A 12,562-nucleotide genomic window follows, 5' to 3' on the forward strand; every position below is an offset into this window, starting at 1 on the left:
AAAGCCATGGCAACCCCCCTCGTCGTTTCCGAAGTCTTCAAGAGCTTCACCATGCACCTGCGTGACGGCATCCGCCTGCCGGTCGTCGCCGATGTCTCCTTCTCCGTCGCATCGGGCGAATGCGTGGTGCTCGGTGGCCCTTCCGGCATCGGCAAGAGCTCGCTTTTGAAGATGATCTACGGCAACTACGCCGTCGATAGCGGCCAGATCCTGGTGACGCATCGGGAAAGGATCATCGATCTCGCCGCCGCTGATCCCCGCACCGTGCTGGAAGTCCGCCGCCATACCATGGGCTATGTCAGCCAGTTCCTGCGCACCGTGCCGCGCGTTGCGGCCATCGACGTCGTTGCCGAGCCGCTGCTGGCGCGTGGAACAAGTGCCGAGACCGCTCGCGAAAGGGCGGGCAACCTGCTGGCGCAGCTCAACCTTCCGGAAGAGCTTTGGCAATTGCCGCCCGCCACCTTCTCCGGCGGCGAGCAGCAGCGCGTCAACATCGCCCGCGGCTTCATCACCGATCATGCCATTCTGCTGCTCGATGAGCCGACCGCCTCTCTCGACGCGAGAAACCGTGCCGTCGTGGTCGACATGATCGAACAGAAGAAAAAGGCCGGCGTCGCACTACTCGGCATCTTCCATGACGAGGAAGTGCGCGAGGCCGTCGGCAGCCGCATTCTCGACGTGTCGCAATTTTCGCCCAGAAAGTCCGCCGCATGAGCCGCAAATTGGGCGAAACGCCTTTCATCAGCCCCTCGGCGAGCGTCAGCAACTCGACGCTCGGCCGCTACACCGAAGTCTCGGACCGCTGCCGCATCGACGAAACGGAGATCGGCGATTACTCCTACATCATGCAGGATGGCGCGGTCTGGTGCGCCACCATCGGCAAATTCGTCAACATTGCCGCGGCGGTGCGCATCAATGCCACCAACCATCCGACCTGGCGGGCGACGCTGCATCACTTCACCTATCGCGCCGCCGACTATTGGCCGGATGCCGATATGGAGACAGAATTCTTCACCTGGCGGCGCGACAACCGCGTGACCATCGGCAACGACGTCTGGATCGGCCATGGCGCCACCATCCTGCCGGGCGTCACTGTCGGCAACGGTGCGGTCATCGGCGCCGGCGCTGTTGTCTCCAAGGATGTCGCCCCCTATACGATCGTCGGCGGCGTGCCGGCCAAGCTCATCCGCCAACGCTTCACCGAAGCTGTCGGCGAACGCATGGACAAGCTTGCCTGGTGGGATTGGGATCATGCCACATTGCGCACCGCGCTTGCCGATTTCCGCGCCCTTTCGGCCGAGGATTTCCTAATCCGCTACGGCGCATGACGCCACTGCGCGGTCCTCGCGCAATCCACCCGCAAATCCTCTTCGAAGCCCGAAAATCTCCCCGGTTTTCGGGCTTTTGCGTTGCCGTTACGGAAGGGCGCAAACAGGGAGGAATTGTAACAGCAGTTACACAAATCTGACATTGGAGGTTCATGAACCGGGACTAATGCGTTGCTCATGCTCAGCGCATGGCAGCGTCGAAGGCTTCTTCGAAGCGAAGGATTATGCGCTCGTCCAACAGATTTCCGCGGCCCAGACGTCAACGTTTGTTGCGGCGGAGCCGGGCAGCCGCGAAAGGAAAGCCTCATGTTCGAGCTGAAGAATGTCTCGCGCCGGTTCGGAAACAAGCTCGCTGTCGATTCCGTGACGTTGGACATTCCGCAAGGACAAATGGTCGGCATCATCGGCCGCTCGGGCGCCGGCAAATCCACGCTGCTGCGCATGATCAACCGTCTTGCCGATCCGAGCTCCGGCTCCATCCATTTCGCCGGCATCGAAGTCTCCAAGCTGCGCGGCCGGGCGTTGCGCAACTGGCAGCGCGATTGCGCCATGATCTTCCAGCAGTTCAACCTGGTTCCCCGTCTCGACGTTCTCACCAACGTCATGCTCGGTCGCCTGAACCAGCGTTCGACCACGCTGAGCCTGCTTTCCATCTTCAGCCGCGAGGAGCGCATCCAAGCCATTGCGGCACTCGAACGTCTCGGCATCGAGCAGACTGCATTGCAGATGGCCGGCACGCTGTCGGGTGGCCAGCAGCAGCGCGTCGCCATCGCCCGCGCCCTGATGCAGCAGCCGAAAATGATACTTGCCGACGAGCCGATTGCCTCGCTCGATCCGCTGAACGCCAAGATCGTCATGGATGCGCTGCGCGACATCAACGAGCGTGAGGGCATCACCGTCATCACCAACCTGCACACGCTGGATACGGCGCGCAATTATTGCGAACGCATCGTCGGCATGGCGGCGGGGCGCGTCGTCTTCGACGGCAAGCCATCAGAGCTGACGGCCGCGGCGGTCAAGGAAATCTACGGCACCGACAAGGATGGCGCCGGTATCGACGAGACGATGACGTCGACCGCCATCAATCTTTCCGATCAGCCCGCGCAAGCCGCGGCAAACGCATCCGCCGGCCCGCAACCGCTGGCACTGGCCGGTCTCTGAGCGAGACGGCCGCGATCGAAGGCCCGCGTCAAGGGCGCATTTCTTCTAGACCGAAGACATCCGGGGACACCGGTTAATCAGGAGACGAACCCATGTTGAAGAAGACCCTTCTCGCAGCCACGGCGCTTCTCGCGCTCGCTGGCGGCGCTGCCGCTCAGGACATCAAGGAATTCCGCGTTGGTATTCTCGGTGGCGAAAACGAAGCCGACCGCCTGCGCAACTACGCCTGCCTCTCCGACCACCTGAAGAAGGAGTTCGGTTTCGAGAAGGTATCGCTGTTCCCGGCTGCCGACTATGACGGCGTTATCCAGGGCCTGCTCGGCGGCACGCTCGACTTCGCCGAACTCGGCTCTTCCGGCTATGCAGCCACCTACATCAAGGACCCGAAGGCAGTTACCCCGATCCTGACCACGCAGCAGACGGACGGCTCGACCGGCTATTACTCGATCGGTCTCGCTCTGAAGTCCTCCGGCATCAAGACGATCGCCGACGCCAAGGGCAAGAAGCTCGGCTACGCCGATCCGGACTCCACTTCGGGCTATCTCGTTCCGCTGACGCAGATTCCGAAGACCACCGGCATGCCGAACGACAAGTTCTTCGCTTCGACCCAGTTCAACGGCGGTCACGAGAACAACCTGCTCGCCGCCTATGACGGCAAGGTCGACGTTGCCGTTGACGATTCGTCGGGCCTCGGCGATTTCAAGGACGGCTACACCTCCGGTACCTTCCACAAGGAAGTCGACAAGGGCGCCGTCGATCCGAACAAGCTCGTCGAAGTCTGGCGTTCGCCGCTGATCCCGAACGGCCCGCTCGTCGTACGCAACGCCCTTGGCACCGAATGGCAGGCCAAGCTGACCGACTTCTTCCTGAAGCTCCCGACCACCGATGCCAAGTGCTTCTCGGCGATCGAAGGCGGTGACTTCAAGGGCTACGTCAAGGTGAACCCGGACTTCTACAAGGCCGTTGTCGAAGTTCGCAAGGCTGCCATCGGCGGCTAATCCCTATCCAGACTGCAGGGCGGCCGGCGACGGCCGCCCTTTTCCTATCACAAGGGCAGGACATTCATGACGATTGCCGATACTCAGCTACAGACGCAAGGCGCTCCCCAGGGCGCCAAGGATATCGGTGACGCCTGGAGCAGGATGGTGGCGCGCCGCCGCCTTTATACCGGCATCGGCCTGCTGATCCTGATCATCGCCTTCGTCAGCTCCGTGCGCTTTGCCGACGAGAGCAATGCCGGCCACTTCTTCGATCGCCTGCCGCATCTTTTCGATTTCCTGAGCTGGCTCATCCCCAAGGATTGGGCCGACGTTTATCGCGCGCTCTTCGACTTGCCGAGCCCCAATGGCGCAAACGGCGTCGGCGGCGAGGAGTTCAATTTTCCGAACGGCCGCGTCTATGTCTGGGGCAACTTCTATATTCCTGAATATTTCGAGCTGATGATCATCACGATCAACGTGGCGCTGGTTTCCACCATCATCGGCTTCGTCGTCGCCCTGCCCCTCAGCTTCTTTGCCGCGCGCAACATGTCGCCGTCGCATCCGGTTCGTCTGGTGACCAAACGCTTCATGGAATTGCTGCGCGCCTTTCCCGAAATCGTCATCGCCGGCCTGTTTTCGGCGATCCTGTCGATCGGCCCGATCGCCGCCATCATCGCCGTCGGCCTGCATACGATCGGGGCACTCGGCAAGCTGTTCTACGAAGTGATCGAGAATATCGACATGAAGCCCGACGAGGGCATGAGGGCGGTCGGCGCGAGCTGGACGGAGCGCGTTCGCTTCGCCGCGCTGCCGCAGGTTCTGCCGAATTTCATGTCCTATGTGCTGCTGCGCCTGGAGATCAATGTCCGAGCCTCCACCATCATCGGCGCCGTCGGCGGCGGCGGCATCGGCGAGGAGCTGAAGCTTTCGATCTCGCGCGGCTTCGGCGCCAAGACGGTAGCGCTCGTGCTGCTGCTTTTCGTGACGATCATTGCCGTCGACCAATTTTCCGCATGGCTCCGTCGCCGTCTCATCGGCGAACATGCCTTCCTTCTGCAACACTGAGGTTGCCCATGTCCGTCATCGACGCCGGTCGCATGCAGGAAATCGAAGCACGCTATCCGGAGATCCTGCACCGATCATTCCGCCAGCGCTTCGGCGCGCTGATGATCTTTCTCGGCGTGATCCTTTACGGCATCTACGCCGTCTGGTTCTTCGACCTGCCGAAGATCATCGCGGAAGCGCATTGGGAACGCGTCGGCATCTATCTCAGCGAATGGATCAGCTACGACGTGCAGCCGGAATTCCGCGTTTCAGGCGACAAGATCAGCGTCAAATATCCGCGCTTTTCGCCGCTCGGCGATAATCCGCACCCAGATTGGGTGACGAACAATCCCGACGGCAGCCTGACGATCTCGGTCAGCGGCACCGGCCGCAGCGTAACGGTGACGAAGACGCAAGCGATCCTGACCGCGCATGGCGTCACCGTTCCGATCGACTTCACCGGCGACGCGCCGAAGCTCCTCGGCTCGGAACCGCCGCCGTCGTGGATCACGGTCTATGACGATAACATCCTCGCCAATATGGGCTTTGCCGGCGACGTCAGCATTTCCACCGACCGCGTGAAGATCCGCAAGCGTTTCCTCGGCTGGGCGAATTTTGTCTTCGACACGCACTCGCCTTTCTTCGACAAGCCGGCAAGCGAAGTGATCGGCCTGATCGTCTCCGGGCCACGCCTCGACCCGGCGCAATCCAATCTCTCGCTGGCCTTCGACAACATTTGGAACAATGGCGCCTGGCAGCATGGGGACGTCTGGACCAAGCTGTTCCAGACCATCGTCATGGCCTTCCTCGGCACGCTGCTGGGATCGCTCGCCGCCTTCCCGCTCTCCTTCCTTGCGGCCCGCAACATCACGCCGAGCCGCCTGGTCAATCAGATATTAAAGCGCTTCTTCGACTTCCTGCGTTCGGTCGACATGCTGATCTGGGCGTTGTTCCTGACCCGCGCCTTCGGCCCCGGCCCGCTTGCCGGCAGCGGTGCGATCTTCCTGACGGAGACCGGCACGCTGGGCAAGCTCTACTCCGAAGGGCTGGAGAACATCGACAACAAGCCGCGCGAAGGCGTCAAATCGACGGGCTCCTCGACGGTTCTCGTGCATCGCTACGGTATCATGCCGCAGATCGTTCCCGTCATCGTCAGCCAGACGCTCTATCAATGGGAATCGAATGTGCGCGGCGCCACCATCATCGGCGCAGTCGGCGCCGGCGGCATCGGCCTCAAACTTTGGGAAGCCATGCGCACCAACGCCAATTGGGAAAACGTCGCCTATATGGTGCTGCTGATCCTGATCGTCGTCTTCCTGTTCGATGCCGGTTCCAACGCGCTGCGCTCACGCCTGATGGGGACGCAGAACCGGTAAGAAGCCTTCAGAAAAATCGTGGCGCATCATCATTTTGTCACGGGAATCCGGTAGCGCAGGTCGGCAAGACAACATTGCTCGAACCCGCTTTAGCCGGATTCGAACCGCTGCTGCCTTGCTGCTCTTGCGGTTTGTCGCAAATCACCCAACAGTGTCTCGCGCAGCCGATTTTTCCAAGGAATGCAGCCTTGCGCTATGCTCTCTATTTCACGCCGCCCAAAGACGATCCGTTGACCGCGCTTGCCGCTCTCTGGCTGGGCCGCGATGCATTTTCCGATGAGATTTTCTCGGACAAGGCCATGGGTCCCGTGTCGGAAGACCATGCCGAGCTGACCGCCGATCCGCGCCGCTACGGCTTTCACGCCACGCTGAAGGCACCTTTCGAGCTTGCCGGCTCGGTGACCGAGCGCGATCTTCTCGATGTCGCCACAGAATTTGCCTCACAGACCAAGGCTTTCACCATTCCAGAGTTGGTCTTGGGCCAGCTCGGTCATTTCTTCGCGCTCGTGCCCGGCTCGCTTTACCAGCCGCTGCAGGATTTTGCCTCGCGCGTGGTCAAGGCTTTCGAACCGTTCCGTGCGCCGCTTTCGGATCACGACATAGCCCGGCGCAAGCCGGAAGGCCTGACGGAACCGCAGCGCGCCAATCTGTTGCGCTGGGGCTATCCCTACGTCAATGACGAGTTCCGCTTCCATATGACGTTGACGGGGCGCGTCCCCACCGAACGTCAAGCCGACATGCACGACGTCCTGCGCGCGCGCTTCGCCGACCATATCGGCAAAGCGCTTCACGTTTCCGGCCTCGCCGTCTTTATCGAAGAAGAGCGCGGCGCTCCCTTTACCGTCCGTTCCTGGCTGCCGCTTTCCGGCGCCTAATAGCGAAAGACCTGACATGACCAAAGAAACCGTCCTTTCCAACGCCCGCATCGTCCTCGAAGACAAGATCGTCGAAGGCTCCGTGCTGATCCGTGACGGTCGCATTGCCGGCATTTCCGAAGGTAAGTCCGCTATCGGCGAGGATTTCGAGGGCGATTACCTGATCCCCGGCCTGGTCGAACTGCACACGGACCATCTGGAAGCCCATTATTCGCCGCGCCCCGGCGTGCGCTGGAACAAGACGGCCGCCATCCAGGCGCATGACGCCCAGATCGTCACCTCCGGCATCACCACAGTATTCGACTGCTTGCGCATGGGCTCGGATGAAGACGGCGGTTTCGAGCGCGGCGAGATGCGCGACATGGCCGACGCGATCCAGGCGGCAGAGCGCGAAGATCGGCTGCGCGCCGAACACCTGATCCACCTGCGTTGCGAAGTCTCCGCCGACAACGTCCTCGATCACTTCCAGGACTTCGAGAAAGATCCTTATGTTCGCCTGGTCTCGCTGATGGATCACGCGCCCGGCCAGCGCCAGTTCCAGACCATGGATCAATACATCTTCTACTATCAGAAGAAGCGCGGCTTGAGCGACGAGGCCTTTGCCCGTTTCGTCGCCAAGCGCCAGGAAGAATCGGCCAAATACGCGACCCCACATCGCGACGCCATCTCCAAGGTCTGCGCCGAGCGCGGCATCACCATCGCCAGCCATGACGATGCGACGCTCGCCCATGTTGACGAAGCCATCAATTATGGCGTTCGCCTTGCGGAATTCCCGACCAGCATCGACGCCGCCAAGGCGTCGCACGGCGCGGGCATGAGCGTGCTGATGGGCGCGCCTAACATCGTTCGTGGCAAGTCGCATTCCGGCAATATCGCCGCCCGCGATCTCGCCGAACTCGGAGTCCTCGACGTTCTGTCCTCCGATTATGTGCCGCTCAGCCTGCTGCATGCTCCCTTCATCCTCGCCGACGAGGTGGAGAGCATTTCGCTGCCGCGGGCGATCGCCATGGTGACCGCAACCCCCGCAAAGACCGTCAGCCTGAACGACCGTGGCCGCATCGCCGAGGGCCTGCGCGCCGATCTCGTGCGCGTCCGTCGCGATCATGGTGTGCCGGTGACGCGCTCGGTCTGGCGAGAAGGACGGCGTGTCGCATGACGGTCGAGGCCCACATAAAGCCGGCTAACGGCCTATCGGCCGATACCGTCGGCATCATGGCCGTGGTGGTCGGACCGAGTGGGGCCGGCAAGGATACGCTGATGAATCTTGCCGCCCGGCATTTTGCCGGCCGGCCGGATGTTCATTTCGTCCGCCGCGTCATCACCCGGGAAAGCGATGCCGGCAACGAGGATCACAAAAGCGTCTCGGACGCCGATTTCGACGCCATGGAGCGCGCCGGCGCCTTCGCCGTCTCCTGGGAAGCGCATGGGCTGAAATACGGAATTCCGGCCGCGGTCAGGGAGGAGCTTGCCCGCGGCCATCTCGTCATCGCCAACGGCTCGCGTTCGGTGCTCGACCGCTTCCAGACCGCCTTTCCGCAATTGAAAGTCATCAATGTCACGGCGCGGCGCGAGGTATTGGCAGAGCGGCTGATGGCACGCGGTCGCGAAAGCCGCGAGGATGTGCTGAAGCGGCTGGAACGTAGCTCGCTCACCGTCAACGGCAGCTACGACGTCGCTGATATCGACAATAGCGGCACGCTCGACGAGGCCGAACGCGCTATCATTGCCGTGCTGGAAGCGCTGATTGGGAAGTAAGCGGCCGGTGTTCCGCCTGACGCATTTTTTTGCACACCAAATCGCGGATCTCTCACCGCCTCCTGCTGCGCCCGCGGCTCAATGGGCTTCATCCCAATTGTTGGCGGCGCGGGCGTCCACCTTCAGCGGCACGGACATATCCACCGCCGGCATGGCGGCATTTTCCATCACCGACACGATGATTGGCGTCGAGCGCTCGACATCGGCGTCTTCGACTTCGAAGATCAGTTCGTCGTGCACCTGCAGCAGCATGCGCACGCGATCGGCGAGGCCGGCTGCCGCAAGCGCCGGCTCCATCTTGATCATGGCGCGGCGGATGACGTCGGCGGCGGAGCCCTGGATCGGCGCGTTGATCGAAGCGCGTTCGTTGAAGGCGCGCACGGATGGATTGGAGGAGCGGATTTCAGGAAAATGCACGCGGCGGCCGAAGATGGTCTCGACATAGCCCTTGTCGCGCGCGGCCTGCTTGGTGCTTTCCATATAGTCGCGGATACCGGGGAAACGCTCGAAATACCGCTTGATGTAATCGCCAGCTTCCGAGCGCTCGATCGACAATTGATTGGCGAGACCGAAGGCGGAAATGCCGTAGATGATGCCGAAATTGATCGCCTTGGCGCGGCGGCGCACCTCGCTCGGCATGCCCTCGATGGGCACGCTGAACATTTCCGAGGCCGTCATGGCATGAATGTCGACGCCATCGGCGAAGGCCTGTTCGAGCTGCGGGATATTGGCGACATGTGCCAGCACACGCAGTTCGATCTGGCTGTAGTCGGCGGAGATCAGCTTATGGCCCGGCGTCGAAATGAAAGCCGTGCGGATCTTGCGGCCTTCAGCCGTGCGAACCGGGATGTTCTGTAGGTTCGGCTCCGAGGAGGACAAGCGTCCGGTCGTGGTCGAGGCCAGCGAATAGGAGGTATGGACCCGTTTGGTCTCGGGGTGGACATAGCCCGGCAACGCATCGGTATAGGTGGACTTCAGCTTGGTGAGCTGGCGCCAGTCTACAATCTTGCGCGGCAGCTCGAAGCCGGCGGCCGCCAGGTCTTCCAGCACTTGCGCCGAGGTCGACCATTGCCCGGTCTTGGTCTTGTTGCCGCCGGCAAGGCCCATCTTGCCGAAGAGAATATCGCCAAGCTGTTTCGGCGAGCCGATGTTGAAGCGCTCGCCGGCCAGCGTGTAAATTTCATCCTCAAGGGCTGCGGCGCCCTGCGCCAGCTCGCCGGAGAGGCGCGACAGGATCTGCCGGTCGATGGTAATGCCGCGCTCCTCCATGTGGGCGAGAACCGGCAGCAGCGGCCGCTCCAGGCGCTCATAGACGCTGGTCAGCTTTTCCGCTGCCAACCGCGGCTTCAGCACCAGCCAGAGCCGCAGTGTCACATCGGCATCCTCGGCAGCGTAAGCCGTGGCGCGGTCGATATCGACGAGATCGAAGGTGACGTTGGATTTGCCGCTGCCGGCGACATCCTTGTAGGCGATCGGCTTGTGGCCGAGCCAACGCTCCGACAGGCTGTCCATGCCGTGCGTGGCATTGGCGCCGCCATCAAGCACATAGGACAAAAGCATCGTGTCGTCGAAGGCCTTGAGCTCGATGCCATAGCGCTTCATCAGCAGGTAGTCGTATTTCAGGTTCTGCGCGATCTTGAGGACGGAAGTGTCTTCAAGCAGGTCCTTCAATCGCGGAAGGGCATCGCGCAGCGGGATCTGATTGTCCACCAGCCCGCCGCCGAGCAGATCGCCGACGCCATTCTTGTGCCCGAGTGGCACGTAGGCGGCGCGGATGATCGCGCCGGAGGGATCGTTCCGGTTATCGGCGATCGCCAGCGAAAAACCGACGATTTCGGCCTGCATGGCATCGAGCGAGGTCGTCTCCGTATCGAAGGCGACGATGCCGGTTTCGCGCGCGTCCGCGATCCACCGATCAAGCGCGGTCACGTCGCGGATAGTGACATATGTGGAATGATCGATCGGTGCGGTGGCAAAGCTTGCCGCCCGCGCCTTGGCGAGTTCGGCCGGCTCTGCGGCACTCTCCGACGCCATGCGCGACTTGACGACCGGCGCAGGCACGGAGGCACCCTCGGCCGCGACCTCGCTGCCGGCAACAAGATCGACATTTTCGCCGACATCCAGGTCGGGGCCATGGGCGGTATCGCCCCATTCGACCTTGACCTCGGATGGTTCGATTGCAGCCGCGTCGCAATTGCAGGCATCAGCGACGCGACGCGTCAGCGAGGTGAATTCCATCGTCTTCAGGAAGCCGACCAATTTCGGGCCGTTCTGCGGCTCGAGCACCAACGCATCGAGCGGCAGCTCCAGCGGCACATCGGTCCTCAACGTCACCAACTGCCGGGAAATCCGGGCGAGCTCGGCATTGGCGACGATGTTTTCGCGGCGCTTCTGCTGCTTGATCTCTCCGGCGCGGGCGAGCAGCGTATCGAGATCGCCGAACTCCTCCAGAAGCTGCGCCGCCGTCTTCGGGCCGATGCCGGGAATGCCAGGCACATTGTCGACGGAATCGCCGGTCATGGCCTGCAGGTCGATCATCTTTTCCGGCGGCACGCCCCACTTCTCGATGACATCGGGGATGCCGATCTGCTTGTCCTTCATGCTGTCATACATATGGACCATGGGAGTGACGAGCTGCATCAGATCCTTGTCGGAGGAAATGATGGTGACGTCGGCGCCGATCGCTTCGGCCTGGCGGGCATAGGTGGCGATGATGTCGTCGGCCTCGAAGCCGTCGGTCTCGATGCAAGGCAGGTTGAAGGCGCGCGTCGCCTCGCGGATGAGCCCGAATTGCGGGATCAGCTCTTCCGGCGGCGCTGAGCGGTTTGCCTTATAGGCATCATAGATATCCTTGCGGAATGTCTTCGAGGAGTAGTCGAAGATAACCGCGAAATGCGTCGGCGTGACGCCGACCGAGGTGTCGCGCGCCGAGGTCAACAGCTTCCACAGCATGTTGCAGAAACCGGAGACAGCGCCGACCGGCAATCCATCGGATTTGCGCGTCAGCGGCGGCAGGGCATGAAAGGCCCGGAAAATGAAACCGGAGCCGTCGACGAGGAAGAGATGATCACCTTTTTTCATGGAAGCATGGATAGCGTGGCGCACCTCCAACGTCCATATAAAGTTCCATCTGGCGATGTGCAGAAAGGGCGAAATCTCTCACCGAAACGTTACCAATTTTTAATCAATCTAATCTGCGGATTCCCTTGAAAAACCATATTTGCAGCCTCATTTCATACTCACCGGCGATTGATTACGCCGAGGGTCTGGCAACCGGCCTGTCCCCCGCCATGTCAGACTTGGACAAAGGCCTATCCCCCTCTCCGGGCCTTTGTCCCCCCTTCTGAAGCCGCCATGGTCCCCCCTCCAGGCCATGGCGGCTTTTCTATTAGAATCCATTAACATAGCCAGCAAAACAAACCGCAAAATATAACCCGAATTTGGCTTGCCTCAGACGTATTTCACCCAAGATTTGATGATTGTTTTGCTCCAAAATACGGGCATACTTGCAATCATGGGATTTAATCGGATGGACTCTGCGGCCTACCTTGCCAATCAGATGGCGAAGGGATTTGCCCGCTCGTTGCAACAACGGGCGGCGGGGCTTGGCTTTTCGCCCGGCCAATTTCCGATCCTGCTCGAATTATGGTCCGAAGACGGGCTGACGCAGAAACAATTGCTGGAACGCGTCGATATCGAGCAGGCGACAATGGCCAACACCCTGTCGCGCATGGAACGCGACGGGCTGGTGGAACGCCGGCCGCATCCATCCGACAAACGCGCGCAACTGGTTTTCCTGACCGGCAAGGCCACTGCCATGCAGACGGAAGCCGTCGAGGCGGCGATGGCGGCGGACAAGGAACTGTTCCGCGGCTTCCGCAGCTTCGAGCGCGAACTGCTGCTCGAATATGTCCGGCGCATCCTAGAGAACGCCAAGCAACTCTAGCTCTGTCTCTCTCGTTCAATTGATCGGGCATTCGGAAGTTTTCGATTTTCCTGCCTCGAAACCGGGCCGGCTTTGGTCTATCGTCCGGCCAATTTTC

At 61.3% G+C, this 12,562-nt stretch carries 11 protein-coding genes; 10 read left to right on the plus strand and 1 reads right to left on the minus strand.

From position 1 onward, the window contains the following. The first annotated feature begins 6 nt into the window (after positions 1 to 6). From phnL to phnN, 9 genes are all read left to right on the plus strand, one after another. The gene (phnL, locus tag ACXHXG_RS06510) at positions 7 to 714 is read left to right on the plus strand and encodes a phosphonate C-P lyase system protein PhnL (RefSeq protein WP_283048488.1); all 708 of its coding nucleotides are present in this window, start codon (positions 7 to 9) and stop codon (positions 712 to 714) included. After that, a complete protein-coding gene (locus ACXHXG_RS06515; RefSeq protein WP_283048486.1) occupies positions 711 to 1,328 on the plus strand; it encodes a DapH/DapD/GlmU-related protein in 618 nt (205 codons plus the stop codon). The genes phnL and ACXHXG_RS06515 overlap by 4 nt, the downstream gene beginning before the upstream one ends. A 306-nt stretch (positions 1,329 to 1,634) precedes the next feature. Continuing rightward, positions 1,635 to 2,489 carry a phosphonate ABC transporter ATP-binding protein gene (gene phnC / locus ACXHXG_RS06520; RefSeq protein WP_457898781.1) on the plus strand — a complete coding sequence of 285 codons (855 nt, stop codon included), beginning with the start codon at positions 1,635 to 1,637 and terminating at the stop codon, positions 2,487 to 2,489. A 92-nt stretch (positions 2,490 to 2,581) separates the two neighbouring features. Next, positions 2,582 to 3,487, plus strand: coding sequence for a phosphonate ABC transporter substrate-binding protein (gene phnD / locus ACXHXG_RS06525; RefSeq protein ID WP_104821588.1), 906 nt, complete (start codon positions 2,582 to 2,584; stop codon positions 3,485 to 3,487). 66 nt (positions 3,488 to 3,553) lie between these two features. Further along, positions 3,554 to 4,534, plus strand: a complete 981-nt coding sequence (gene phnE, locus ACXHXG_RS06530) for a phosphonate ABC transporter, permease protein PhnE (protein WP_457898782.1) — start codon at positions 3,554 to 3,556, stop codon at positions 4,532 to 4,534. 8 nt (positions 4,535 to 4,542) lie between these two features. Then, positions 4,543 to 5,889: a phosphonate ABC transporter, permease protein PhnE gene (gene phnE, locus ACXHXG_RS06535; RefSeq protein ID WP_283048478.1), complete on the plus strand. Its 1,347-nt coding sequence runs from the start codon at positions 4,543 to 4,545 to the stop codon at positions 5,887 to 5,889. A gap of 188 nt (positions 5,890 to 6,077) precedes the next feature. Beyond that, positions 6,078 to 6,764: a DUF1045 domain-containing protein gene (locus ACXHXG_RS06540; protein WP_285169090.1), complete on the plus strand. Its 687-nt coding sequence runs from the start codon at positions 6,078 to 6,080 to the stop codon at positions 6,762 to 6,764. A 16-nt stretch (positions 6,765 to 6,780) separates the two neighbouring features. After that, positions 6,781 to 7,920 carry an alpha-D-ribose 1-methylphosphonate 5-triphosphate diphosphatase gene (locus ACXHXG_RS06545; RefSeq protein ID WP_104821584.1) on the plus strand — a complete coding sequence of 380 codons (1,140 nt, stop codon included), beginning with the start codon at positions 6,781 to 6,783 and terminating at the stop codon, positions 7,918 to 7,920. Further along, positions 7,917 to 8,519, plus strand: coding sequence for a phosphonate metabolism protein/1,5-bisphosphokinase (PRPP-forming) PhnN (phnN, locus tag ACXHXG_RS06550; RefSeq protein WP_104821583.1), 603 nt, complete (start codon positions 7,917 to 7,919; stop codon positions 8,517 to 8,519). Before ACXHXG_RS06545 ends, phnN begins: the two co-directional genes overlap by 4 nt. Positions 8,520 to 8,597: 78 nt before the next feature. Here the strand turns inward: phnN and polA are convergent, their stop codons facing one another. After that, the gene (polA, locus tag ACXHXG_RS06555) at positions 8,598 to 11,600 is read right to left on the minus strand and encodes a DNA polymerase I (RefSeq protein ID WP_457898783.1); all 3,003 of its coding nucleotides are present in this window, start codon (positions 11,598 to 11,600) and stop codon (positions 8,598 to 8,600) included. Between the two features lie 448 nt (positions 11,601 to 12,048). Between polA and ACXHXG_RS06560 the strand changes: the two genes are divergently transcribed. After that, positions 12,049 to 12,465, plus strand: a complete 417-nt coding sequence (locus tag ACXHXG_RS06560; protein WP_283048471.1) for a MarR family winged helix-turn-helix transcriptional regulator — start codon at positions 12,049 to 12,051, stop codon at positions 12,463 to 12,465. Positions 12,466 to 12,562: the final 97 nt, after the last annotated feature.

It is taken from the genome of Rhizobium sp. LEGMi-198b (assembly GCF_054114205.1).